22 protein-coding genes and 1 tRNA gene are annotated in these 25,537 nt (G+C 64.1%); 8 read left to right on the forward strand and 15 right to left on the reverse strand.

All coding sequences use genetic code 11. The annotated features are described in order from the left end of the window. Positions 1-32: 32 nt before the first annotated feature. The 4 genes from VF716_RS02245 to VF716_RS02260 form a co-directional block, all read right to left on the reverse strand. Positions 33-1,442 (reverse strand): MFS transporter, encoded by a 1,410-nt coding sequence (locus VF716_RS02245; RefSeq protein ID WP_440551536.1) that lies wholly within the window; start codon positions 1,440-1,442, stop codon positions 33-35. Further along, on the reverse strand, positions 1,439-1,765 hold the full coding sequence (locus tag VF716_RS02250) for an AzlD domain-containing protein (protein WP_045632318.1): 327 nt from the start codon (positions 1,763-1,765) through the stop codon (positions 1,439-1,441). Before VF716_RS02250 ends, VF716_RS02245 begins: the two co-directional genes overlap by 4 nt. Further along, positions 1,762-2,478, reverse strand: a complete 717-nt coding sequence (locus tag VF716_RS02255; protein ID WP_048329577.1) for an AzlC family ABC transporter permease — start codon at positions 2,476-2,478, stop codon at positions 1,762-1,764. The genes VF716_RS02250 and VF716_RS02255 overlap by 4 nt, the downstream gene beginning before the upstream one ends. Before the next feature lie 153 nt (positions 2,479-2,631). Next, positions 2,632-3,192: a GNAT family N-acetyltransferase gene (locus tag VF716_RS02260; protein ID WP_125865413.1), complete on the reverse strand. Its 561-nt coding sequence runs from the start codon at positions 3,190-3,192 to the stop codon at positions 2,632-2,634. Between the two features lie 277 nt (positions 3,193-3,469). On the opposite strand from VF716_RS02260, the gene VF716_RS02265 reads away from it, so the two are divergent. Together VF716_RS02265 and VF716_RS02270 are read left to right on the forward strand one after the other, a co-directional pair. Further along, complete coding sequence (locus tag VF716_RS02265; RefSeq protein WP_440551542.1) at positions 3,470-6,937, forward strand: hybrid sensor histidine kinase/response regulator; 3,468 nt, start codon at positions 3,470-3,472, stop codon at positions 6,935-6,937. Between the two features lie 105 nt (positions 6,938-7,042). Further along, positions 7,043-8,290, forward strand: a complete 1,248-nt coding sequence (locus VF716_RS02270) for an MgtC/SapB family protein (RefSeq protein ID WP_440551545.1) — start codon at positions 7,043-7,045, stop codon at positions 8,288-8,290. 12 nt (positions 8,291-8,302) lie between these two features. Here the strand turns inward: VF716_RS02270 and rmuC are convergent, their stop codons facing one another. Both rmuC and VF716_RS02280 read right to left on the reverse strand, forming a co-directional pair. Then, a complete protein-coding gene (gene rmuC / locus VF716_RS02275) occupies positions 8,303-9,775 on the reverse strand; it encodes a DNA recombination protein RmuC (RefSeq protein ID WP_440551547.1) in 1,473 nt (490 codons plus the stop codon). Positions 9,776-9,838: 63 nt separating this feature from the next. Next, the gene (locus VF716_RS02280; protein WP_063540003.1) at positions 9,839-10,186 is read right to left on the reverse strand and encodes a tetratricopeptide repeat protein; all 348 of its coding nucleotides are present in this window, start codon (positions 10,184-10,186) and stop codon (positions 9,839-9,841) included. Positions 10,187-10,730: 544 nt separating this feature from the next. On the opposite strand from VF716_RS02280, the gene VF716_RS02285 reads away from it, so the two are divergent. Genes VF716_RS02285 through VF716_RS02295 form a run of 3 tightly spaced genes read left to right on the forward strand, consistent with a single transcriptional unit; the run spans position 10,731 to position 13,878 of the window. Further along, complete coding sequence (locus tag VF716_RS02285; RefSeq protein ID WP_440551551.1) at positions 10,731-13,295, forward strand: intermembrane phospholipid transport protein YdbH family protein; 2,565 nt, start codon at positions 10,731-10,733, stop codon at positions 13,293-13,295. 38 nt (positions 13,296-13,333) lie between these two features. Continuing rightward, on the forward strand, positions 13,334-13,525 hold the full coding sequence (locus tag VF716_RS02290) for a YnbE family lipoprotein (protein ID WP_013983382.1): 192 nt from the start codon (positions 13,334-13,336) through the stop codon (positions 13,523-13,525). 8 nt (positions 13,526-13,533) lie between these two features. Beyond that, positions 13,534-13,878 carry a YdbL family protein gene (locus VF716_RS02295; RefSeq protein WP_013983383.1) on the forward strand — a complete coding sequence of 115 codons (345 nt, stop codon included), beginning with the start codon at positions 13,534-13,536 and terminating at the stop codon, positions 13,876-13,878. A 52-nt stretch (positions 13,879-13,930) separates the two neighbouring features. On the opposite strand, the gene VF716_RS02300 is transcribed toward VF716_RS02295, so the two are convergent. From VF716_RS02300 to dapA, 6 genes are all read right to left on the reverse strand, one after another. Then, positions 13,931-14,239 carry a hypothetical protein gene (locus VF716_RS02300; protein WP_017244953.1) on the reverse strand — a complete coding sequence of 103 codons (309 nt, stop codon included), beginning with the start codon at positions 14,237-14,239 and terminating at the stop codon, positions 13,931-13,933. 71 nt (positions 14,240-14,310) lie between these two features. Further along, on the reverse strand, positions 14,311-16,671 hold the full coding sequence (locus VF716_RS02305; RefSeq protein ID WP_053528231.1) for a DNA polymerase II: 2,361 nt from the start codon (positions 16,669-16,671) through the stop codon (positions 14,311-14,313). 147 nt (positions 16,672-16,818) lie between these two features. After that, positions 16,819-16,908, reverse strand: a tRNA-Ser gene (locus VF716_RS02310). Between the two features lie 119 nt (positions 16,909-17,027). After that, entirely contained in the window at positions 17,028-17,897 is an 870-nt protein-coding gene (locus VF716_RS02315) for a phosphoribosylaminoimidazolesuccinocarboxamide synthase (RefSeq protein WP_014597205.1), read from the reverse strand. Positions 17,898-17,991: 94 nt separating this feature from the next. Further along, positions 17,992-19,092: an outer membrane protein assembly factor BamC gene (gene bamC, locus VF716_RS02320; RefSeq protein ID WP_020308480.1), complete on the reverse strand. Its 1,101-nt coding sequence runs from the start codon at positions 19,090-19,092 to the stop codon at positions 17,992-17,994. Between the two features lie 16 nt (positions 19,093-19,108). Continuing rightward, complete coding sequence (gene dapA / locus VF716_RS02325; RefSeq protein WP_045158684.1) at positions 19,109-19,987, reverse strand: 4-hydroxy-tetrahydrodipicolinate synthase; 879 nt, start codon at positions 19,985-19,987, stop codon at positions 19,109-19,111. Between the two features lie 226 nt (positions 19,988-20,213). Here dapA and VF716_RS02330 point away from each other — a divergent pair, with 226 nt between their 5' ends. Together VF716_RS02330 and VF716_RS02335 are read left to right on the forward strand one after the other, a co-directional pair. Continuing rightward, on the forward strand, positions 20,214-20,774 hold the full coding sequence (locus VF716_RS02330; RefSeq protein ID WP_013983423.1) for a glycine cleavage system protein R: 561 nt from the start codon (positions 20,214-20,216) through the stop codon (positions 20,772-20,774). 14 nt (positions 20,775-20,788) lie between these two features. Continuing rightward, a complete protein-coding gene (locus VF716_RS02335; RefSeq protein WP_061374303.1) occupies positions 20,789-21,262 on the forward strand; it encodes a peroxiredoxin in 474 nt (157 codons plus the stop codon). A gap of 36 nt (positions 21,263-21,298) precedes the next feature. Here VF716_RS02335 and VF716_RS02340 read toward each other — a convergent pair whose 3' ends face one another. Both VF716_RS02340 and VF716_RS02345 read right to left on the reverse strand, forming a co-directional pair. After that, positions 21,299-22,375 (reverse strand): AI-2E family transporter, encoded by a 1,077-nt coding sequence (locus VF716_RS02340; protein WP_014597208.1) that lies wholly within the window; start codon positions 22,373-22,375, stop codon positions 21,299-21,301. Positions 22,376-22,396: 21 nt separating this feature from the next. Then, entirely contained in the window at positions 22,397-22,648 is a 252-nt protein-coding gene (locus VF716_RS02345; RefSeq protein WP_014597209.1) for a sulfurtransferase TusA family protein, read from the reverse strand. Between the two features lie 110 nt (positions 22,649-22,758). Between VF716_RS02345 and VF716_RS02350 the strand changes: the two genes are divergently transcribed. Then, entirely contained in the window at positions 22,759-24,189 is a 1,431-nt protein-coding gene (locus VF716_RS02350; protein WP_011913899.1) for a M48 family metalloprotease, read from the forward strand. Between the two features lie 108 nt (positions 24,190-24,297). Here the strand turns inward: VF716_RS02350 and nadA are convergent, their stop codons facing one another. Further along, complete coding sequence (gene nadA / locus VF716_RS02355; protein WP_197860874.1) at positions 24,298-25,356, reverse strand: quinolinate synthase NadA; 1,059 nt, start codon at positions 25,354-25,356, stop codon at positions 24,298-24,300. Positions 25,357-25,537: the final 181 nt, after the last annotated feature.

The following is a 25,537-nucleotide window of genomic DNA, read 5'->3' on the forward strand; positions in this document are numbered from 1 at the left end:
GGCGCCGCGCGGCGCCCCTCCCCCCTTCCGCCTCAGCGCAGGCCGATCTGCGTCAGCAGGATCCCGCCCAGCCGCTGGCCCAGAGCCCAGAGCAGGAAGCGCTCGATGAACTCCGGTGCATCGATGAACAGCGCACCGCAGACCAGCACGCTGAGCAGCGAGACGACCAGGAACAGCTGCGGTATCGACAGTTTCAGCACGACCAGCAGCACGATCGCGATGATCGCCGAGCCGACCATGAACAGCGCGTTGAGAATATTGTTCGCCGCCACCACCCGCGAACGCTCGTACGCCACGCTGCGCGACTGAATCAGCGCATACAGCGGGACGATGTACAGGCCGCCGAAGATTCCCAGCCCGAGGATGTCCATCAATACCCACCAGGCCGACGGCTCGCCCAGCAGTGCCAGCCAGTCCACACTCGCTGCAGGCTGCGGATGCGCGCCGGCATGCCACCAGAGCAGCCCACCACACAGGCTCAGGCCGATCGCCCCGAACGGGACCAGGCCGATTTCAACGTGATGCCGTGACAGCCGCTCGCACAGCAGGGAGCCCAGCGCGATGCCTACCGAGAACAGGGTGAGGATCAGCGTCACCACGCTTTCATCGCCACCCAGGTAGTCCTTGGAGAAGGCCGGGATCTGGGTCAGGTAGGTGGCACCGAGAAACCAGAACCAGGAATTGCCCAGCATGGCCCGTGACACGGCGCGCTGCTGGCCGAAGCCCAGCCGCAGAATCCGCCACGACTGGCGCAGCACGTGCCAGTCCATATGCAAGGTTGGCAAGGCGGCCGTCGCGGCGGGAATCGCTAGACTGGCCAGGTACCCGACCAGGGCGATCAGCACCACGCTGAGTGCCACCCACTCGGCATAGGCGTCGCTCGCCATCAGCACACCCGCACCGATGGTGCCGCCGAGAATGGCCAGGAACGTCCCCATTTCAACCAGCGCGTTGCCGCCGACCAGTTCGTCCTCCGTCAGTTGCTGCGGCAGTATCGAATACTTGACCGGGCCGAACAGCGCCGACTGGGTGCCCATGCAGAACAGCACCACCAGCAGCAGCGGCAGGTTGCCCAGCAGCATCCCCAAGGCACCGGCCAGCATGATGAGGATCTCGGCGAACTTGATCCGACGGATCAGCACGGCCTTCTCGAAGCGTTCACCCAACTGCCCGCCCAGCGCGGAAAAGAGAAAGAACGGCAGAATGAACAGCAGAGCGCAGAGATTGATCAGCAGGCTCTTGTCGGCGTTCGTACCGAGCTTGAACAGAATCGCCAGGATCAGGGCTTGCTTGAACACATTGTCGTTGAATGCGCCCAGCAGCTGGGTACAGAAGAACGGCAGAAACCGGCGCTTGCCAAGCAGACGGAACTGCGAGCACGACGCCTGGGCACTTCCGACCGGCGCCGTACGCGCAGCAGTTCTCGACGACTCGCCGCTCATATCGGCAACTGCCCGAGCGCCCAGCGCAGCGCGAAGAAGCTCAGCAGACCGCCGGCAATGGTCGCCAGCAGGTTGCGACTGACCGCGGCGATGGCGATAGCCAGCAGCCCGGCCAGCAGGTAAGCGTTGTTCCAGCTCAGTGCCCACTGCCCGTCCGGCAGCAGCATTCCGGGCACCACGATGGCGGTCAGTACCGCCACCGGCACGTAATGCAGGCCCTGTTCGATGGCACGCGGAAAGCGCAGATCAGGCCAGGCAAAGAAGCTGTAGCGGATCACGAAGGTGATTGCCAGCATGCCGAGGATCAGCAGCCAGGTATTCATAGCGCCCCCTGCAGTCGCGCAGCGGTTTCGGCCCGGCGCTCCAGCCATACACCGATGACGATTCCCGCCAGCGCGGCGGCTATTAGCCCTAGCTTGTAGGGCAGTTCCCAGGTCAGCAGCGCCACGCCGCCAGCGACCACTGCCGACGCCACCTGTGGGCGCGTGCGCATCATCGGCACAGCGATGCCGATGAAGGTGGCGATCATGGCGAAGTCCAGTCCCCAACGGGCGATATCCGGCACGGCCTGGCCGAAGGCGACGCCGACCAGTGTGGAAAGCTGCCAGTTGAGATACATCGTCAGCGCGGCGCCGAGAAAGTACCAGTGCTTGTACGGCGACGCATCGTCCCTGGCATAGCGGTTCTGCACCACGGCGAACGCTTCGTCCGTCAGCCAGAAGGCCAGGGGCACGCGCCAACGCCCAGGCAGGTGCCTCACGAACGGCTGCAGCGCCGCGCTGTACAGCGCATGCCGCAGGTTCACCACGAAGGTCGTCAGCAGCACCACCACCGCACCGACCCCACCGGTGATCAGGGTAATGGCGATGAACTGCGCCGAGCCGGCGAAGACCAGCGCCGACATGCCCATGGTCTGCCAGCCGGACAGGCCGGCGCCCACCGCCAGGGTGCCGAAGATGATGCCGAACGGGATCGCACCGAGGATCAAGGGCAATATGTCACGGCAACCATGGACGAACTCTTGCGAGCGGGACATCGGAACTCCTGTAGACCTCATGGCGAGAATCCTACACGCCTCGTCAGACGACGGCATGACAGCCAAGGAACCCCGCATGATTCGAGCCGCTGTGCGGCAAAGCAGCGCACGATAACCGAACTGATGGCGCCAGGCGAAGCTCCGCCCGGGCAGTCAGTCGGCCGCCAGGCGCTGCCGGACCTGCGGCCAGTCGCGGTCAGTGATGCTGTACAGCACGGTGTCATCCAGCCGACCGTCGGCCAGCCGCCGATGATTGCGCAGCAGCCCCTCGCGCTCGGCACCGAGCTTCTCGATGGCCCGCTGCGAGCGCAGGTTGCTGGCGGCGGTCTTCAGCTGCAGACGCACCAGCTGCCACTCCTCGAAGGCGTGCCGCAGCAGGAGGAACTTGATCGAGGCGTTCAGGCCGGTGCCATGCTCCGCCTGGTCCAGCCAGGTCCAGCCCAGTTCGGCGGCTGGCAGGCCGGTGTTGAAGTCGGCGAAGCGCGTGGTACCGATCAGTCGGTCGGCCATCCGCACGCTGAACACCACCGCCCGCCCCTCACGCTGCTCGGCCAGCGCGTGGCGATACCAGTCCGGGCGCAACGGCCCGTTCATGTAAACCAGCTCTGCACGGTTGCGTTCTGCCAGCGCGACGAGTTCAGGGATATCCGCCTCCATCAGCGGCTCCAGGCGCAGCGCACCACGCTGCAGGGTTACCGGGCGCGGGGTAAGCATGACATTCTCCTGTGATCGGTAGGTACGGACCGGCGATGCCGAGACAGTAACCCAAGGTGGACGCGATGCCGTGGCCGGCGGACAGCCGGTGATGGTGCTGGCAGGCCCGTGCTAGACACATGCGACCTTGGTCGCAACCCTGCATACGGGGCGTGCCATTGCTGCGAAACTTCGCCAATCCTCATATTAAAGAGTCGCCAGAGCTGATTGAATTCGGCGCCCTACCGGCCAACCGAAGCCATCCTCCTGGCATCTACCTTCGCTTTCTGGAGTTTGCATGACGCTGTCAGGCGGGCTGATCGCCGCGGTCGCCCTCGTCTATATGGCCATTCTGTTCGCCATCGCCTTCTATGGTGACCGTAACAGCGCCTCCATGTCGCCGCGCCTGCGGCCCTGGGTCTATAGCCTCTCTCTGGCGGTGTACTGCACCAGCTGGACCTTCTTCGGTGCCGTCGGCCAGTCCACCGAGCAGCTGTGGGCGTTCCTGCCGATCTATCTGGGTCCGATCCTGCTCATGCTGTTCGCGCCGCACGTGATCCAGAAGATGATCATGATCAGCAAGCAGGAAAACATCACCTCCATCGCCGACTTCATCGCCGCGCGCTACGGCAAGTCGCAGCTGCTGGCGGTGGTGGTCACGCTGATCTGCCTGGTCGGTGTGTTGCCGTACATCGCGCTGCAGCTCAAGGGCATCGTGCTCGGGGTGAACGTGCTGAGCGGCATCAACATCGAGGCTGCAGGAACCGGCACCCGCGACACCGCGCTCATCGTCTCGATCGTCCTGGCGCTGTTCACCATTCTCTTCGGCACGCGCAACCTGGATGTCACCGAGCACCATCGAGGCATGGTCCTGGCGATCGCTTTCGAATCACTGATCAAGCTGCTGGCATTCCTGGCGGTGGGCGCCTTCGTCGCCTTCGGCCTGTTCGACGGCTTTGGCGATCTGTTCAATCAGGCCTATGACTCGCCGGACCTTGCCGGATTCTGGAGCGAAGGCGTCAACTGGTCAGCCATGCTGGTCCAGACCACCGTCGCGATGATGGCGATCGTCTGTCTGCCGCGGCAGTTTCACGTTTCGGTAGTGGAAAACATCGAGCCGCGCGACTTCCGCCTGGCGCGCTGGGTATTCCCGCTCTACCTGGTGCTGGCCGCCGTGTTCGTCGTGCCGATCGCGCTTGCCGGGCAAATGCTGCTGCCGGCGGGCGTCACTCCTGACTCCTTCGTGATCAGCCTGCCGCTGGCCGAACTGCATCCGTGGCTGGCGCTGCTGGCCTTCATCGGCGGCGCTTCGGCGGCGACCGGCATGGTCATCGTCGCCAGCGTGGCGCTGTCGACCATGGTCTCCAACGACATGCTGCTGCCCTGGCTGCTACGTCGACAGGAAACGGAGCGCCCGTTCGAGGCGTTCCGTCACTGGATGCTCTCGGTACGTCGCATCAGCATCGTCGTGATCCTGCTGCTCGCCTATGTCAGCTACCGCCTGCTCGGCTCCACGGCATCGCTGGCTACAATCGGCCAGATCGCCTTCGCCGCCATCACTCAGCTGGCCCCGGCGATGGTTGGTGCGCTGTATTGGAAGCAGGCCAACCGTCGCGGCGTGTTCGCCGGCCTGACCGCCGGCGCGGCAATCTGGTTCTATACGCTGATTGTTCCTCTGCTGGGCTGGCCGCTGGAAATGTTCCCGGGCCTGAGCTGGATGTACAACGGCGGCCTCGGTTTCGGCCTCAGCGGACTGACCCTGGGCGTGACCCTGTCGCTGGTGGGCAATGCGACGCTGTTCTTCTGGGTGTCGATCCTGAGTCAGACACATGTCGCCGAACACTGGCAGGCAAGCCGCTTCATCGGCCAGGAAATCGCCTCGCCGACTGGCGGCCGCCGCCTGCTTGCCATACGGGTCGAAGACCTGCTGATGCTCGCCTCCCGCTTCGTCGGCGCCGAGCGGGCCGAACAGAGCTTCCATCGCTTCGCCCGCCGCCATGGCCAGGACTTCTCGCCCAGGCTGCAGGCCGATGGCCAATGGATCGCACATACCGAGCGCCTGCTGGCCGGCGTGCTCGGTGCTTCCTCCACCCGTGCAGTGGTCAAGGCCGCCCTCGAAGGCCGCGACATGCAGGTCGACGACGTGGTGCGCATCGTCGGCGAAGCCTCGGAAGTGCTGCAGTTCAACCGCGCACTGCTGCAGGGCGCGATCGAAAACATCACCCAGGGCATCAGCGTAGTCGACCAGTCGCTGCGCCTGGTGGCCTGGAACCATCGTTATCTCGAACTCTTCGAGTATCCGGACGGGCTGGTCTACATCGGCCGCCCGATCGCCGACATCATCCGCTACAACGCCGAGCGCGGCCTGTGCGGCCCGGGCGATCCCGATACCCATGTGGCCAAGCGCCTGTACTGGATGCGCCAGGGCCGTGCCCACACCTCCGAGCGGCTGTTCCCCAACGGTCGCGTGGTCGAGTTGATCGGCAACCCAATGCCTGGCGGGGGCTTCGTCATGAGCTTCAGCGACATCACCGCCTACCGCGAGGCCGAACGCGCGCTGAAAGACGCCAACGAGGGGCTCGAGCAGCGCGTCAGCGAGCGCACCCAGGAGCTGTCGCAGCTCAACCAGGCACTGATCGAAGCCAAGAGCACCGCCGAAGCCGCCAACCAGTCGAAGACCCGCTTCCTCGCTGCGGTCAGCCATGACCTGATGCAGCCGCTCAATGCGGCCCGGCTGTTCTCCGCGGCGCTGTCGCACCAGCAGAGCGCATTGCCCAAGGAGGCGCAGGAGCTGATCCAGCATCTGGACAGCTCGCTGCGTTCGGCCGAGGACCTGATCACCGACCTGCTGGACATCTCACGCCTGGAAAGCGGCCGAGTCACTCCAGATCGCAATCCGTTCCCGCTGGCGACGCTGTTCGACACGCTGAGCACCGAATTCACGGCGCTCGCCCGCGAGCAAGGCATCACCCTGCGAGTGCACGGCAGCAAGCTGCGCGTGGACAGTGACATACGCCTGCTGCGACGGGTGCTGCAGAACTTCCTGACCAATGCGTTCCGCTACGCCAAGGGTCGCGTGGTGCTGGGCGTACGCCGGCAGGGATCGTCGCTGCGGCTGGAAGTCTGGGACCGCGGCCCGGGCATTCCACAAGACAAGCTGAAAGTGATTTTCGAGGAGTTCAAGCGGCTGGACAGTCATCAGACGCGCGCCGAGAAGGGCCTGGGACTGGGCCTGGCAATCGCCGACGGCCTGTGTCACGTGCTCGGCCATCCGCTGGAGGTCCGTTCCTGGCCCGGCAAGGGCAGCGTGTTCAGCGTCACCGTCCCGATCGCGCGCTCGGTCAGCCAGCCCCGCCCGGCAGTCAAGCGCGGCGAGCCGCAGCTCAGCGCGCTGACCGGCACCCAGGTGCTGTGCATCGATAACGAGGACAGTATCCTGGTCGGCATGAACAGCCTGCTCACGCGCTGGGGCTGCCAGGTCTGGACCGCCCGCAACCGCGCCGACTGCGAGGCGCTGCTGGCCGAGGACATCCGCCCGCAACTGGTGCTGGTGGACTACCACCTGGACGAAGGCCAGACCGGTACCGAACTGATGGCCTGGTTGCGCACTCGTCTTGGCGAGCCGATACCTGGCGTGGTGATCAGCGCTGACGGCCGCCCGGAGCTGGTGGCGGCAATCCATGCCAGCGGCCTGGACTACCTGGCCAAGCCGGTCAAACCCGCTGCGTTGCGTGCACTGATGAGCCGCCACCTGACCCTGCGCTGAGCGCATCGGATCCGTGGGCGCCAGGCCACCTGCCGCGCCACGAGCCCTCTGCCGCACGGCCGGTTACACTGCTGGCAATCTGCTGACAGCGCCGCTAGGTGAGCGATGACAATCGAGCTATTTCTGAATCTCGCCACGGCCCTGGCCGTCGGCTTGCTGATAGGTACCGAACGCAGCTGGAGTGGCCGGGAGAGTCCCGGCCAGGAACTGGTCGCCGGCATCCGCACCTTTGGCCTGGCCGGTCTGTTCGGCGGGCTCGCCGCAATCAGCACCAGCCATTTAGGCGCAATCGCCTGGGTCGCCATGTTCTGCATGCTGGCGCTGCTGGTGATCGCCGGCTACGTGATCGATGCCCGGCGCAGCGGCGATCACGGCATGACTACCGAGGTCGCCCTGTTGCTGACTTTCGTCCTCGGCAGTCTGGCCGTGGCGGAAAGCCGGCAGCTGGCAGCGGCCTGTGCGATCGTCGTGGCCCTGCTGCTCAGCCTCAAAGCGCGCCTGCACCAAGCACTCAAGCGGCTCAGCGAGGCCGAGCTGGGCGGCGCATTGAAGATGCTGTTCATCTCCGTCGTCCTGTTGCCGACGCTGCCCAATCAGGGTTACGGCCCCTGGCAAGCGCTCAATCCCTACACGACCTGGATGATGGTCGTGTTGATCGCCGGTATCGGCTTCGCCGCATACGTCGCGATCCGCGTCCTCGGGACTCGTCATGGCCTGCTGGTGACCGCCCTGCTTGGCGGTATCGTCTCCTCCACGGCCATGACCATCACGCTGGCCCGGCTTAATGCACCGAAGCTGCGCGCCGCTCTGGCGGCCGGCCTGCTGGCGACTTCGGCGCTGATGTTTCCGCGCGTGCTGCTGGAGGTGGGGCTGGTCAATCCGCCGCTGCTGTCCGGTCTGACGCTGCCGCTGGCGTGTGCTGGTGCCATCTACGCCGTCGGCGCGCTCTTCTACTATCTGCGCGCCGCGCGAACAGCCGATGACAATCCCGAACCGCTGCTCAGAAACCCGTTCGAGCTGGGCCCGGCCTTGCGCTTTGCCGCCCTGCTCGTGCTGATTCTTCTGCTGGTGGAAGGCGCCCGGCGCTGGCTGGGCGACGCCGGCATCTACCTGGTTTCGCTGCTGGCGGGCCTGACCGATGTCGATGCGATTACCCTGTCGCTGGCCAGCAAGGCGCGCGACGGACTCAGCCACGAGGTAGCGGCGCGTGGCATCGTGTTTGCGGCGCTGAGCAATAGCCTGGTCAAGGCCATGCTGATCGCGGTGATAGGCGGCCGCGAGCTGGCCCTGCGCACGCTGCCGATCATGTTCGCTGGCCTGCTGACAGCGCTTGCGGTGTTGCTGCTGGGCTGAGCCAGCCGACGCTCAGTCGCCCGCCTCGCCAACCGCTTCGGCACCGGCCCGCTCCAGCCAGTCGCCCGGCAGGCGCTTGCTGGCCCGAGCGCCAAGCGCCTTGAGTTGCTCGGCGCGCCCTACCAGATTGCCGCGCCCATCGCTGAGCTTGGTGCGCGCTGCCAGGTAGGCGCGATCGAGCTGCTGCAACCGGCTGCCGATTTCGTCGAGGTCCTGAATGAAGGCGACGAACTTGTCGTACAGCGCCCCGGCCTTCTCGGCGATTTCGCGTGCGTTCTGGCTCTGCCGCTCCTGCCGCCAGAGGCTGTCGATGACTCGCAGGGTGGCCAGCAGCGTGGTCGGGCTGACGATTACCACATGCCGACCATAGGCCTCCTGAAACAGCTCCGGGTCGGCCTGCAAGGCCGCCGCGAACGCCGCCTCGATCGGAACGAACAGCAATACGAAGTCCAGACTGTGCAGCCCATCCAGACGCTGGTAATCCTTCACCGACAGCCCTTTCAAATGGCTGCGCAGCGATTGCACATGCTGCTTCAGCGCCAAGGCACGACTGTTATCGTCTTCGGCACAGGTCAGCGCCTGATAGGCGGTCAGGCTGACCTTCGCATCCACCACCACCTGCTTGTCACCGGGCAAGCGAATCAGCACGTCCGGCTGAAAGCGCTCGCCATCGGGACTCTTCAGACTGACCTGCGTCTGGTACTCGCGGCCCTTCTCCAGCCCTGCATGTTCCAGCACTCGCTCCAGCACCAGTTCACCCCAGTTGCCCTGGGTTTTCTGGCCCTGCAGCGCGCGCGTCAGGTTGGTCGCTTCATCGCCCAGCCGCTGGTTCAGCTGCTGCAAACGTTCCAGCTCGCGGGCCAGGGAAAAGCGCTCGCGCGCCTCGTTCTGATAGCTTTCCTCGACGCGTTTCTCGAACGTCTGGATGCGCTCTTTCAACGGCTCCAGCAGCTGCCCCAGCCTCTCGTGACTGGACTCGCTGAAGCGCTGTTCGCGCTCGTCGAAGATTTTGCCGGCGAGCTCGGCGAACTGTGCGCGCAGCTCGTCACGGGCAGCCTGAAGATCAGCGAGACGCTGCTGATGCGAGTTCTGCTGTTCGCGCAGTTCGGCATCCAGGGCGGCATGGGCCGCGCTCAGGCGTCGCAGCTCGCCCTGCTGCGCGTCACGTTCGGCCTGCAGGTCGGCGATACTTTCGAGATCCTCGTCACGCTGGGCCCGCAGCAACTCGATCTCACGACGCAACGCCGCCAGCTCGGCATGCTGTGCTGATCGAATGCCGTTCAACTCGGCAAGCTCGCCCCTGCAGCCGTCGAGCTGAGCCGCCAGACCTTGCTCGGCGAGCACCGCCTGACGGAGGCGCTCATCGAGGGCTGCCTGCTCGGCGCGGCCAGCAGCCAGGTGCCGCTGGAGGGACAGACAGAGCCCGGCCAGGGCGATCAGGCCGAGCGCCAGGCCAACCAATAGATGAAGGGGATCGAACGACATGAGAGGCTCCGGCGAAATGCCGGGCAGTATAACCAGCCGCAGGAGGCCGGTCAGGCGAGCCGGTCAGCCCTTGACGCGCTGAAGGAAGCGCAGGGCTTCCTGGGACCCCTGAGCCGCAGCCTGCTCGAGCCACTGCCGTGCTTTGGCGGGCTCAGCGTGCTCGGCCTGACTGTACAACCGGCCAAGCTCCAGCTGCGCCTGGCAGTCTCCGGCGCGAGCCGCCTGACGCAGCAGCTCCAGGCCGATCCGGCGGTCACGCTGGCCATCGCACTCGCAACACAGCAAGCGGCCAAGGCGACTCTGCGCTTCGACCACACCCTCGCGCGCCGGCTGTTTGAGCAGCCGGCCGGCAATCCGCTTGACCCCTTGCTTGCTGCCCAGCCGCTGGCTGTCGAGCAGCCAGAGCGCCATACGCAGCGGCAGACGCGACGGGGAAGCGGAAGGGATCTGACTAGCGGAAACAGAAGTACGCGGTCTCATGCACATCAAGGGCTGGATGGATAAGGCCGCGCACTCTACTCCTTTTTCGACAGAGTTAAAGTCTTGTCAAAAGCGAAAAAATTAGATCCATATCACACACCTTAGTAATCCACAGAAGCTGTGGATAACTCGGTGGACAAACAGCAGACAAATCTCTCGATCCCGCGTCTCATGGGGGCTGCGGTTAAACTGACGCTTTTTTCACCAATGAAAAAATTGCTTATTTTTCAATTGGTTATTAACGATCTATGGATTCCAGGCGTTTGCGACAGTTTGTCATAAGCGCTTGACAGACGGCTTTCCCAAATGTGCACAAGTTCAGCGCACCGGACGCAAAGCGGCTTGCCACAAGGGTTGCAGCGCTACAGGAACGAACTTTTTCGTAATCTTGGTGTCCTGCGGTGCACCTCGCCGGCGCACGGTCGCCACGGCCGTTCTACGGCTATGCTGTAGCCCTCGCTTTATGGATGCAGCCATGACCAAACCGTGGAGAACCGTTTTACTACTGTGCGTCGGGCTGCTCGCCTTGCTCCTGGTGCTCGCCGCGTTCGCCTGGCATCAGTGGCAGGGGTTCAAACACGAACAGGGCATCGAGCAGCTGGACTGGCAAGGGCTGCGGCTCTCATCCAGCGGTATCTCGGCAAAACGCGTGCGCTACATCCAAGCGCCGGAAAACGGCCCCAGCCTGGCTACCGAGGCCACCAACATCACGCTGGATTTAGCCAGCTTTTTTCACCCATTACCGCCTCGTTCGCTGCATATCGAACAGCTTGAGCTGGACATCCGCTCATCTACCTCCGCCGGCGATAGCGAGCCGCCAGCAACGAATCTCGAGCAGTACGAACGATGGGCCGCCTGGCTCCCGCAGCGATTAACCATAGCGGATCTGCGGGTCAGCCTACCCTGCGCCAAGGGGCGCTGCGACGAACGGGGGGCACTGCGGTTCGAGCGGAAGGGCGAATCGTTGCTGCCGCTGGCTGGCCGCCTCGACCTCCGGCGCAACGAACATAGGCTTTCAATGATCATCGATGCACAGAGCGCTGCGCCAGGGAACAGCCTCATTCTGGCCACACTGGCTATCGACGACCAACCACGACTGGAAGCCCGCAACCGGCTGCAGCACTCAGGCGAGACGCTGCAATGGGACGGCACCCTTTCCATGGGCAACCTACCGGAGGCACCCTGGCTCCTGGATTGGCTCGGCGAGTGGACGGCCGCCCCAACCGCCGCCCTGCCAGATATGCCAACCGACATGCGCATCGGTGCGGGCTGGGCACTGGCCCTGGCGCAGACCGTCGGCGGCACCTACGACTGGTCGAACGCAGCCGGCGAGCTGCGCCTCTCTGCGCACATCCCGGCCGCCTGGCCGATCGTAGGCCTCGGGGAGCTGCAGGGCGACCTCGACCTGGCCGCTCGAGGGCAGGATGGACTGTGGTTGCCCACCGAACTGAAAGCCAACCTACAACTGCGTCCAGCGTCCACCCTGCTGACGGACGTGCCGGCCGCGCTACGCCCAAGCCAGCTGAATATCAGCGTCGAGCCAATTGCCACTCAGGTGACGCGAGGGCAGCTACCCGTGCAACTTCGACTGGACGCCCAGGGCGGCGCACCGTCCAGCCTGCAGGCGCGCATGCGACTGGCGACCTCCCCCCCTTATGCACTGGACATCGAGCAGGCCCGTCTGCAGACACGCAGCACGCGCTTGCAGCTGGACGCCCTGACGCTGCAGAACCTCGACGCCAGACTGGATTTCTCCGGACGCGCCGACCTCCGGAAACTCGAACTACAGCTGCAGCCGTCATCCCGTGTCAGTCTGACACGCCTTGCCACCGGCGATATCCTCGCGAGTCAGCTGAGCGCGGCGTTGCCGCGCACACTGGCACTGCAGATCGAGCGCAACGTCGAGCAGCCAACTGCCTGGCGTACCGAAGGGCCGCTGGAACTGCGCCTGGGTCGCCTCGAGCATCCGCAGCTGCTCAGCCAAGGCTGGCGCTGGAACGGCCAGCTCAAAGCCGACGCTACAGCTCTGAACGCCACCGGCCCCGCAAGCAATGACGTCGGACTGACGCTTGCGCTGAACGTCGAGCAGCACTGGAACGGGCCATTGCACGTCGGCGCAAAGCTGCAGGAAATCTTCCTGCGCGCCGGCAATCCGCTCGCCCGCAGCCTCCCCGCGTGGCCCGCGGCGCTTGAGCTCAGCAGCGGACGCCTGTCGGGCGAAGGCAAGTTGACGCTGCCCGCCGGCGGCGGCACCCCGACGGCGAGCCTGACACTCGATGCGCGGGGCCTGGCCGGCATCTTCGACCGCAGCGAGATATCCGGCCTCGACGCACGCCTGGCGGCCGGCCTGCACCGCGACCGCCTTCGTCTGGACATCGGCGAGCTGCGGCTGGCCGAGATCAATCCCGGCTTCACCTTTGGCCCGCTGCTGCTGCGCGGTCACTACGAGGCAGCCGTCGACCAGCCGACACAGGGACGCCTGACCTGGCAGACCGCCGAAACCCGGATTCTTGGCGGGCGATTCTGGTTGCCGGCCGGCACCCTTGACCTCGCGGCGCCACAGCAACGGCTCAGCGCCCGACTGGAAGGCGTGCAGCTGGGCGACGTGCTCGCCGCCTATCCGACCGAAGGCCTCAACGGCAGTGGCCTGATCGATGGCAGCTTCGACGTGCAGCGCAGCGCCGCAGGGCTGAGCGTGCAGGATGGCAAGCTCGCCGCGCGAGTACCGGGCGGCGTGCTGCGCTTTCGTTCGCCGAAGATCGAGGCCCTCGGCCAGGCGAATCCGGCCATGAAGATCGTCACCGAAGCCCTGCACAATTTTCACTATGATCTGCTCACCAGCGACGTCCGCTATGATGAGCGCGGCAAGCTGAACCTCGGGCTGCGTCTGAACGGCCGCAACCCGGCCCTGGAAGGTGGTCGGCCGATCAACTTCTCGATCAATCTGGAAGAGGACATTCCGGCGCTGTTGACCAGCTTGCAGCTGAGCGACCGGGTAAGCGAAACCATTCAACGGCGGGTGCAGGAACGCCTCAGATAAGGCGATGCAGCCGCGAAATCGACACAGGAGAAACCGCCATGCGGTTGCGCCATACGCTGACCATCGTGTTGCTGGGTCTCTTCGCCAGCGCCTGTACACCGCGGGTGGAACTGGCCGTGCCGAACGAGCCGATCAACATCAACCTGAACGTGAAGATCGAACACGAGATTTATATCCGCGTGGACAAGCAGCTCGACTCGATCATCAACCAAGACAGCGGACTGTTCTGAGGACGACCATGAAAGCCTATCTGAAACTGACCAGCCTGCTCCTGGCGCTCCTGCTGGCCCTGCCCGCCGCAGCGATGACCCTCAACGAAGCCATGTCCGCCCTGGGTGAAGCCAAGGCCAGCGGCATGCTCGGCGAGAAGCCCGACGGCTATCTGGGTGTGGTTCGCTCCAGCAAGAACGCCGAGGAGATTGCCAGCCAGATCAACCAGGCTCGCCGCGCCGAGTACCACCGTGTTGCCAAGCAGAACGGCATCAGCGTCAGCGACGTCGAAGCCATCGCCGGCAAGAAGGCCATCGAAAAGACGCCGCCCGGCCAGATCATCCAGCTCAACGGCAACTGGGTCCGCAAGTGACCCGAGGCGATGGTCGGGCCTGCCTGACCATCGCGCCCACCCCCATTGACGCCTACAGCAGCGTCAGGCCGTGCGCCCTGACCACCAGCGACTTCTGCCGAAACCTGCGCTCCAGATCGACGCGGTACTGCGCCCACCAGTCCCGCTCCAGCTCATCGACCATCACTTCGTAGACCACCGTCTCGTCCCGCACCGCGTTCTCGCCGCCCTCCAGCCAGTAGCCATTGGCCGGCGCACGGCTGTAGGTGGTCAAGCCGCCAAAGCGCTCGATCAGCTCCTCGCTCACGGTGCGAAAGAGCGATCTCGGCAACGCCTGCTGATCGTTGTCGTAAAGCGGCAACAGCAACTGGACAAGGAACATACGCGACCTCACGAGGAAAGTGGGAGCAAGCATTCGACCCCGCACTGCCGGAGATGACGCCCGGCTGGCGGTCAGAACAGCCCCAGCTGCCCGTCGATCAGCGAGGCGAAGTCGTCGCCGACAAAGGGCAGGATCGCGTCCGCCACTGGCTGCAGCTGGCGCGTCACGTAGTGGTCGTAGTCGACGGCAGAGGTACGCGCCTCCAGTGGCTCAGGGCCGGCGACGGTGATCAGGTAGCTGATCCAGCCGCCGTTCTGATACTGCCGCGGACGACCAAGGCGGTCATTGCACTCGTCGGCCAGGCGCGCCGCCCGCACATGCGGCGGCACGTTGCGCTGGTAGTCGTCCAGCCGGCGACGCAGGCGCTTGCGGTAAACCAGCAGCTCGTCGAACTCGCCAGCCAGGGTTCGGCGCACATACTCACGCACGTAATCCTGGTGCGGCTGACGGTGGAAGATGCGCAGGTACAGCTCTTGCTGAAAGCGCTGCGCCAGCGGCGACCAGTCCGTGCGCACGGTTTCCAGCCCCTTGAATACCATGCCGTCGCTGCCATCCGCGCGCGTGACCAGGCCGGCATAACGCTTCTTGCTGCCCTCCTCGGCGCCACGGATCGTCGGCATCAGGAAGCGCCGGAAGTGCGTTTCGTACTGCAGCTCCAGGGCACTGCTCAGGCCATACTCGTCACGCAGATGCCCACGCCACCATTCGTTGATCCGCTGTACCAGGTCGCGACCGATGCGTTCGGCCGCCTCGTCCGAATGCGCCCGGCCCAGCCAGACGAACGTCGAGTCGGTGTCGCCGTAGATCACCACATGGCCCTGGGCCTCTATCAGTTCCCGCGTGCGGCGCATGATCTCGTGGCCACGCAGAGTGATCGAGGATGCCAGCCGGGGGTCGAAGAAGCGGCAACCACTGGAGCCGAGCACCCCGTAGAAGGCATTCATGATGATTTTCAGCGCCTGTGACAACGGCTTGTTGTGCTCGCGCTTCGCCGCCTCGCGGCCTTCCCAGACGCGTTCAACGATGGCCGGCAGGCAATGCCGGGTGCGCGAGAAGCGCGCCCCGCGAAAGCCTGCAACGGATGCGTCATCGGTCGGCTGGCGCAGCCCCTCGATCAGCCCCACGGGGTCGATGAGGAAGGTGCGGATGATCGACGGGTACAGGCTCTTGTAATCCAGCACCAGCACCGATTCGTACAACCCCGGCTGCGAGTCCATGACGAAACCGCCCGGGCTCGCCTCGGCCTGGCGCTCGCCCAGATTAGGCGCAACGAAGCCCTGTCGGTGCATCAAAGGCAGATAGAGATGCTCGAACGCTGCCACCGAACCACCGCTGCGGTCAGCCGCTAGACCGGTGACAGTGGCCCGCTCGAGGAGAAAGGTCAGCAGCTCGGTATGGGCGAAGATGCGCGTCACCAGCTCGCAATCCTTGAGGTTGTATCGGGCCAGCGCCGGCTTGTCCTCGGCGAACATGCGGTCGATCTCCGCCATGCGCTGGTAGGGGTTGTCGATCGCCTTGCCCTCCCCCAGCAAGGTCTGGGCGACATTCTCCAGACTGAACGAGGAAAAGCTCCAGGTCGCCGAGCGTAGCGCCTCGATACCGTCGATGATCAGCCGGCCCTCGGCCGCGGCGAAAAAGTGATTGCTGCGAGCGCCATGCTCGCGCCATTCCATCGTCGCCCCGGTGCGCCCCAGGCGCAGCGGCACCTGCAAGCGCTGCGCATGTTCATGCAGTACACGCAGGTCGAACTGCACCAGATTCCAGCCGATGATCGCGTCCGGGTCGTGCTCGGCGAACCAGGCGTTCAGCCGTTCCAGCAGTTGCCCTCGGCTTTCGCAGTACTCCAGGGAAAAATCGACGGCCGAAGCATCGCCGTTTTCCGGACCGAGCATATAGACCTGACGCTGGCCGCAGCCCTCCAGAGCAATGGAATACAGATCGCCGCGGGCCGTGGTCTCGATGTCCAGCGAGACCAGCCTGAGCCTCGGACGATAGTCCGCCGCGGGCTTGAGCTGCACGAACGAGGCATTGTGCTCGGCGCCATCGACGAAGCACACCGGTGCGGTGATGAAGCGCTCCATGAGGTAACGCTCGGGCGGCCTGATATCCGCCTCGTAGACGTCCACACCGACATCGCGCAGCCGCCGCGCGCAGTCCATCAGTCGGCGATGCGACCGGCAGTACAGCCCCATGATCGGGCGATGATGGAAGTCGTGCAGGTCGAGCGGCCGCAGCTCGACGTCAGGCTCCTGTCGCAGCATGGACTCGACGAAGGCGCGCCGCTCCTGCGCAAAGAAGGCGACCGAATGCCGGTAAGGCACGCACACCCGCCGCGGCCCGTTGTCGGTGGCGAGCCAGAAACTCACCTCGGTACCCGCAGGCGTCTCTCGCCAGTGGCGGGTCAGGATAAAACCCTGCTGCAGCTGCGACATCAGCGTCCCCGGAACCTGAATGAACAGCAAGCCCGTCCTCTCCCGGGCAGGTCGTATCGCATACCGATGCACCGCACGGTAAACGCCAACCCAGAAAAGCAAAAACCCCCGCACTCTCGCGAGTACAGGGGTTCAGGCTATATGTAATGGCGGAGAGATAGGGATTTGAACCCTAGGTACCCGCGAAGGTACAACGGATTTCGAATCCGTCCCGTTCGGCCACTCCGGCATCTCTCCAGCGGCGCGCATCATAGCAGCTGGATCGGCTTTGTCGAACCCCAACTGCACAGATTTTTTACCGTTTTTTTCAGCCGCTTGCACGGCCGGGCAACCGTTTTCCGGCCGCCCTGTACCCTTCACGCAGTCAGCCGCGTCAATGCTTCGCGATACTTGTCGGCGGTTTTCTGCGCGACCTCTGCGGGCACGGCAGGTGCAGGGGGCTGCTTGTTCCAGCCGGTGGACTCCAGCCAGTCGCGGACGAATTGCTTGTCGAAGCTCGGTGGGTTCTTGCCCTCTTCATAGCTGTCGGCGGGCCAGAAACGACTCGAGTCGGGCGTCAGCACCTCATCCATCAGGGTCAGCGTGCCGTTCTCATCCAGGCCGAACTCAAACTTGGTATCAGCGATGATGATCCCACGAGTGGCGGCGTACTCGACGGCTGCGCTGTAGAGCGCGATGGATACGTCACGCACCTGCGCAGCCAGCTCCTTGCCGATGATCGCCTCGCATTGCTCGAAGGAGATGTTCTCGTCGTGGTCGCCTACCGCGGCCTTGGTCGAGGGGGTGAAGATCGGCTGCGGCAGCTTGGCAGCTTCCTTCAGGCCGGCGGGCAGCTGGATGCCACAGACGGTGCCGCTCTTCTGGTATTCCTTCCACCCGGAACCGACGATATAGCCGCGCACGATGGCCTCTACCGCAACCGGCTTGAGGCGCTTGGCGACGACCGCGCGCCCCTCCACCAGCGGCAATTCGTCAGCCGGCACCACGTCCTCGACCTTGTCGCCGGTGAAGTGATTGGGAATCAGGCCCTTGAGCTTGTCGAACCAGAAGTTGGAGATGGCGGTAAGGATCTTGCCCTTCTCCGGAATCGGCTCGGCAAGGATCACGTCGAAGGCCGACAGGCGGTCGGTGGCGACCATGAGCATGCGTTTGTCGTCGATCTCGTAGAGGTCGCGAACCTTGCCCGAGTAGATCTTCTTCAGGCTGAGGGCGGTGGGAGTGGTCATACGCAATTTTCCGCGGTTGGCAGGTCAGCAGAAACGAAACAGGCGAAACCATGGGTTTCGCCTATCCGTGTTCGTGTAACGGGGCAGCTCGCAGTCAGCCCAGGTTGTCCTTGATCAGACTGAGCACCCGACGGGCGACGTCCGCTGGCGCGACGGTATCGATGCTCTTGTCCAGTGTCACCTGCACACCGTTACCCGCGCGGGTCAGACGCACCTGATAGCGCTCGGCACGCGCTTCGATTTCGTCCTTGTCCGGTGCGCCACCGAACAGCCGGCTGAAGAAGCCAGGCTTGTCGTCCGGGTCGTCGGCGCGCTCGCTGAGGTTCACGTAGTAGACGCCAAGGCTGCGGTCGAGATCGTCGACCCGCACGTCGGCGGCCTGCAGGGCACGGCCGACGCTGGACCAGGCACGATCGAAGTCGCTGTCCAGCTGCAGCAACGGATTGCCGCTGCCATCCTGAGTAAGATTGACGCGGCTTGGCGCATCGAAATCGCGCTCGGCGAGCAGCGAAACGGAACCACCCTGGCGGGCGCTGCGGTTCAGACTGGCCTGCAGCTCGTCGAGCAGCACGCGGTCGAGTTCCTTGTTGCTCGAAGTTTCCGGCCAGGCCACGTCGGTGCTGCTACCGGCCGGACGCTTGACGCTGACCACGAAGATCTCGCTGGTGTTGCGCTGAACGCCCGGCTCGACCCGGACGCGGACGCGCGTCTCACCTTCCTGGATACCCAGGTTGCGCACCAGCGCCTCGTCCAGTTGCGAGGCGGTTTGCCAGGCAGTGGCAAACTCACCGGTCTGACGCCGCTCTTCAGCGATGCTGAAGCCCTTGTCGGTGAAGAACTGACGGGCCGCGATCCAGACCTGAGCCGGCGCATACTGCGCCACCAGCCAGCGCGAGTCCCCGGAGGACTGCACACTGAAATCACTGACGTCCGCGGCCACTTGCAGGCGCTGCGGCCGCGGCACTTCGTATTTGCCGGAGTGGGTATTGTCAGCCACCTGGCGCGGGATCGGCAGCAGAGGATCGAGCGGACGCGTTCCGCCATCGACGGCGACCTGCATCGGAGCGGTCTGACGTGCCGAAAGGTAGTCACTGCCGCGGTCACGGAAATATCCATCATCGCCCCACAGCCAGCCGCAGCCACTGGTTGCAGAGATCATCAGGGCAAGGGTCGAGAGTCCGGCCAGTCGCTTCATGCGTATTCCTTTGTTATTAAGCCAGCACGCCGGTTTGGCGCATCGCCTGACGGAGCGGTTCCTGGTAGCTCTGGCTGAGCCAGGTCAACGGCAGACGGATGCCATTGCCCATCAGGCCCATCTCGTGCAACGCCCATTTGACCGGAATCGGATTGGCTTCCAGGAACAGCGCACGATGCAGCGGCATCAGGCGCTCGTTGATAGCGCGAGCGGTCTCGGCATCCCCGGCCATCGCCGCGGCACAGAGTTCGCTCATGGCACGCGGGGCCACGTTCGCCGTGACGGAGATGTTGCCCTTGCCGCCCATCAGCATCAGCTCGACGGCAGTGGGATCATCGCCCGAGTAGACGAGGAAGTCTTTGCTGACGCGGTCCAGCACTTCCCGACCGCGCTTGAGGTCGCCAGTGGCTTCCTTGATACCGATGATGTTCGGCACCTTCGACAGACGCTCGACCGTATCGGGCAGCATGTCGCACACGGTGCGGCCCGGTACGTTGTAGAGGATCTGCGGGATGGCCACGGCCTCGGCGATGTGTTTGAAGTGCAGGTACAGGCCTTCCTGGGTCGGCTTGTTGTAGTACGGAGTGACCAGCAGGCAGGCGTCGGCGCCGGCGGTCTTGGCGTTCTCGGTCAGTTCGACCGCTTCGCTGGTGGAGTTGGCGCCCGTTCCGGCGATCACCGGAATGCGTCCGCTGACCTGGTCGACCACGCGGCGGATCACTTCGATGTGCTCGGCCACGCTCAAGGTGGCCGACTCACCGGTGGTACCGACAGCAACGATTGCATTGGTGCCTTCCTGCAAATGGAAATCCACCAGCTTGCTCAGGCTGTCCCAGTCCAGACCGCCCTGCGCATCCATGGGCGTGACCAGCGCCACCATACTGCCCGCAATCATGCAACCACTCCTGCCGGAATAAATAAAAAGAGGCGTAATGGTACAAGGCTCACCAGCGCTTTGCGAGTAGCCTGACACACGCCGCGCCGAGCCGGCAAAGCGCTGCCTGCAGCTGGCAAGGGAGCCCAGCATGTGAGGCGCGCATTCCCTCTGCCCTCGCTTTTCGCTACCCTTAGCCGTTTTCGGCTTGGCTGGCCGACCGATTCACCACCGCCAGGAATGCTGCATGTCCACCCCCCCTCTCCCCCGCGAACAATTTCTCGTCATCAGCGCCCTGGGCGCCAACCCGATGGAGCTGACCAATGTGCTCTGCCGCGCCGCCAACGAGAATCGCTGCGCGGTCGTCAGCACTCGCCTGACGCGTCATGGCCAGTGCAGCGCACTGGTTCTGGAAGTCGGTGGTAGCTGGGATGCTCTCGCCCGGATGGAAACCACGCTGCCGGGGCTCGCGAAGAAGCATGCGTTCACGGCCAATGTCGTTCGTAGCGAAGCGCTGGAAAGCCGCCCGCAGGCCTTGCCTTATGTGGCCTATGTGAGCGCAGTCTTCCGCCCCGATATCCTCAACGAGCTGTGCCAGTTCTTCATCGACCACCGCGTCGAACTGGAAAGCCTGACCTGCGACACCTACCAGGCCCCACAGACCGGCGGCACCATGCTCAACGCCACCCTGACCGTCACCCTGCCTGCCGGCACGCAGATCAGCTGGCTGCGCGATCAGTTTCTCGACTTTGCCGACGCGCTCAACCTCGATGCGCTGATCGAACCCTGGCGTCCGCAGAACCCTTGAGATCAGGAGGCAACATGGCAGTCGCAATCGACCAACCGATTCCACCCTTCCAGGCCCAGGCTACCAGCGGCCAGTCGATCGACCTCGCGTCGCTGGCCGGCAAGCAGGTCGTGCTGTACTTCTATCCGAAGGACAACACACCGGGCTGTACGACCGAAGGTCAGGGTTTTCGCGATCACCATCAGGCGTTTCTCGCGGCCAACACCCTGGTCTTTGGCGTCTCGCGCGACAGCCTGAAAACCCACGAGAACTTTCGCGCCAAGCAGGGCTTTCCCTTCGAGCTGATCAGCGACAAGGACGAGCAGCTCTGCCAGCTGTTCGATGTGATCAAGCTGAAGAAACTCTACGGCAAGGAGTATCTCGGCGTGGACCGCAGCACCTTTCTCATCGACCGCAACGGCGTACTGCGTCAGGAGTGGCGCGGCGTGAAGGTGCCCGGTCATGTCGAGGCCGTGCTTCAGGCCGCCCAGGCACTGAACCAGGCGTAGAAACAATAAAGGCTGGCGCCGCGCCAGCCTTTCCCATCATTCGCCAGGCTCGACCACCACGGTCGCCGGCTCCCTCGGCCAGGCATACAACACGGCCTTGAACAGGGTCGCCAAGGGGATGGCGAAGAACACCCCCCAGAACCCCCACAGCCCACCGAACAGTAGCACCGCGCAGATGATCGCCACCGGGTGCAGATTCACCGCCTCGGAGAACAGCAACGGCACCAGGACGTTGCCATCCAGGGTCTGGATAATGGCGTAGGCCACCATCAGGTAGAAGAACTGGTCGCCCAGACCCCACTGGAATATCCCGATCAGCGCTATGGGAATGGTGACCACGGTAGCCCCGATGTAGGGCACCACGACGGAGACGCCCACGAGCATCGCCATCAGTGCCGCGTAATTGAGCCCCAGCGCGGCAAAGACGGCGTACGAGACCACGGCGCAGATCAGGATCTCGATCGCCTTGCCCCGAATGTAGTTGGCGATCTGCAGGTTCATCTCCTGAGAGACCTGGGTGATCAGGCCGCGCTCGCGTGGCAGGTAGCCCTTGATCCAGTTGCTGATCTGCTCGCGATCCTTCAGAAAGAAGAACACCAGAATCGGCACCAGCACCAGATAGATCATCAGCCCGATCAGCAGCGGCAGACTCGACAGTGAAGACGTCAGCACCAGCTGGCCGTAGCGGCCGATCTCGCCACGCATGAAATCGATGCCGCGCAGCACCTGCTCCTCGGTCACCAGTTGCGGATAACGCTCCGGCAGCAACAGCAGCAGCGACTGCCACTCCACCAGCATGCGCGGCAGCTCGTTGAACAGCGTCAGCACCTGTTGCCAGAGCAGCGGCACGATGAACAGCGTGCACACCACCAGCACCCCGACGAACATCAGAAATACCAGCCAGACCGCAAGCAGGTGCGGCACCCGCCGACGCTCCATGGCACCCACCAGCCCTTGCATCAGGAACGCCAGCACCAGTCCGGCCAGCACCGGCGCCAGCATCTTGCCAAGTGTCAGGACGATCGCGAATGCAAGGAACAGCAGAACAGCGAGAACAACCGCCTCCTCGTCGGAGAAGTAACGCTGCATCCAACCGCGTAATACCTTGATCATGTATTTCCTCGAAGCGAACCGTCAGGCCTTGCGCAGCCAGTAATGATAAAGACCATCCTCGACCTCTTCATGCAGAAGCGCATGGCCGGCCAGCTTGGCGAAACTGCGAAAATCCCGTTGCGAGCCAGGATCGCTGGCGACAACCTTGAGTACCGCCCCGCTGGGCAGGCGATTCAATTCCAGCTTGGCCTTGAGCAGCGGCATCGGGCAGTCGAGGCCGACGGCGTCCAGCTCGGCATCGCACGCGGGCGATAGTGGTCGACCTTCACTCATGGTTCGCCTCCTCAGCAAAGCCACGCAGCATACCTAGCGCACCGGGGCTCTGGCCAGCCAGCCAAGGTCAAGGCTACAGTAGCCGTTCTCACTTCAACGAGCCTGCCTGGATGAAACTGCTGCGCCCCGCCCTGCTCACGCTCACCTGCCTGCTTGTGCAACCGACATTGGCTAACGACCTGCCTTCGCTCGGCGACGCCAGCTCGGGCATCGTGTCGCCGGAACAGGAACATGTGCTCGGGCGCGCCTGGCTGAGCCTGCTGCGGGGGCAGGTGAAGCAGCTTTCCGACCCCCAGCTCAAGGACTACGTCGAGAACAGCGTGTACCGCCTGGCCGAAACCAGCCAGCTACAGGATCGACGTCTGGAATTCGTCCTGCTCGACAGCCCGCAGCTAAACGCCTTTGCCGCACCCGGTGGCATCATCGGGGTCAATGGTGGCCTGTTCATTCATGCGCAGACCGAAGCCGAGTACGCTTCGGTGATGGCGCACGAACTGGCTCACCTCTCACAGCGACACTTCGCTCGCGGCCTCGAAGCCCAGCAGCGCATGCAGCTGCCGATGATGGCCGCCATGCTCGCTGGCGTCGTGGCAGCCGCAGCCGGGGCCGGCGATGCGGGAATCGCCGCCATCGTTTCCACCCAGGCCGCAGCCATCCAGGCTCAGCGTCGCTTCTCCCGGCAGAACGAGCAGGAGGCCGACCGTATCGGCATCGTCAACCTCGAACGCGCCGGTTATGACCCACGCGCCATGCCATCGATGTTCGGCCGGCTGATGCGGCAGTACCGCTATGACCAGAAGCCACCGGAGTTCCTTCTGACCCACCCGGTCAGCGAATCGCGCATCGCAGACACCACAAACCGAGCCGAGCAATATGCGCAGGGCGGCACTCAGGACAGCCTGCGCTACCAGTTGATGCGGGCGCGTACCCAACTCAAGTTCGAAAGCACACCCGGCGTCGGAGCCAAGCGTTTCCGCGCAATGCTCGATGAGAACCCCGAGATGGACGCCGCCCGTTACGGACTGGCGCTGGCGCAGATGAAAGCCGGGCAGCTCGCCGATGCGGCCAGCAGCCTGGAGCCGCTGCTGGCCAAGGCTCCGGATGACCTCACCTACAATCTGGCACAGGTCGAGCTCGACATAACAGCCAATCGCCTGCAGCAGGCGCAGACGCGACTACAGCGCCTGCTGCAGCTGTATCCGGGTAACTACCCGGTGCGCCAGATGCATATCGACCTGTTGATGGAGCGGGGCGAGACCCAACAAGCCGAACGCGAGCTGGACAAACTGGCCGAGCAGCGCCGGCGGGACCCGGACATCTGGTACCAGGTCGCAGAGGTCCGGGGCCTTAGCGGAAACATCGTCGGCCTGCATCAGGCGCGCGCCGAATACTTCGCGCTGGTCGGCGACTACGATCAGGGCATCGAGCAGCTCAACCTGGCCAAGCGCCGCGCCAGCAACTTCCAGATTTCCGCGCGAATCGACGCCAGGCAGAAGCAGCTGATCGAAGAGAAGCGCATGGTCGAGGACATGCTGCGTTGATAAGCAGCACGCGACACCCCTACAGACCATACCAATGAAAAAGCCACGCTCGAAAAAGCGTGGCCTCGGTTGACGCGGTCGAGTGCGTATCCGCCGCTCTCGAAGGGCTCAGGCGTTACCGGCCTGCTTCAAGCGTGCCGCCTGGGTGAAATCGAGCATTCGCTTCAGCGGCTTCACAGCCCGCGGAATCAGCGCCGGGTCGACGAAAATCTCATTGCTTCCGGTGCGCAGGCATTCCAGGGTGCGCTCGAGCGTGTTCATCGCCATCCACGGGCAATGCGCACAGCTACGACAGGTCGCGCCCTGCCCCGCCGTCGGCGCTTCGATGAAGGTCTTCTCCGGACACAGCTGCTGCATCTTGTAGAAGATTCCGCGGTCGGTCGCCACGATAAGGGTCTGGTGCGGCAGCGTCTGCGCGGCCTTGATCAGCTGACTGGTCGAACCCACTGCATCGGCCAGCTCGACAACCGCCTGCGGTGATTCGGGATGAACCAGAATTGCCGCATCCGGATACAACGCCCTCATGTCCGCCAGCTGCTTGACCTTGAACTCCTCGTGCACGATGCAGGCGCCATCCCACAGCAGGATGTCCGCACCGGTTTCGCGCTGCACGTAATTGCCCAGATGCTTGTCCGGTGCCCAGATGATCTTCTCGCCGTTATCCATCAGGCTCTCGACGATCTCCAGCGCGCAACTGGATGTCACCACCCAGTCGGCACGTGCCTTCACCGCTGCCGAGGTATTGGCATAGACCACCACGGTGCGCTCGGGATGCTGGTCGCAAAACGCCGAGAACTCATCCACTGGACAGCCGAGATCAAGCGAACAGGTTGCCTCCAGCGTCGGCATCAGCACGCGCTTTTCCGGATTGAGGATCTTCGCCGTTTCCCCCATGAACTTGACGCCAGCCACCACGACCGTTTGCGCGGGGTGTTCGTTGCCGAAACGTGCCATTTCCAGCGAATCGGACACGCAGCCGCCAGTCTCTTCGGCCAGCGCCTGGATCACCGGATCGGTGTAGTAGTGCGCCACCAGCACCGCATTCTGGCGCTTCAACTCGGCAGCGATCTCGCTGCGCAACTTTGCCTCCTGCTCAGGCGTCAGCGGCTGGGGCTGCTTCGCCGCCAGGTGTGCCTGCACAAGGATGCGTTCGGGTATCTGCGTCATGGTCGCGGGTCCTGCCAACACGGGATTGCACGAAGCGCCAGGTAGCTCGGCGGCAACGGTAAAGTCGGGCTTGTCGATAAGACGGAAGGAGCAGGATTCGGACGAGGCTCCTGCCATTCGACGGGGCAGGAATACTAGCCGATGCATCGGCAAAAGGGAAAGCATCGGACACAGGGGCTGG

Source organism: Stutzerimonas sp. Brlt_14, from assembly GCF_051948915.1.
Classification (GTDB): domain Bacteria; phylum Pseudomonadota; class Gammaproteobacteria; order Pseudomonadales; family Pseudomonadaceae; genus Stutzerimonas; species Stutzerimonas stutzeri.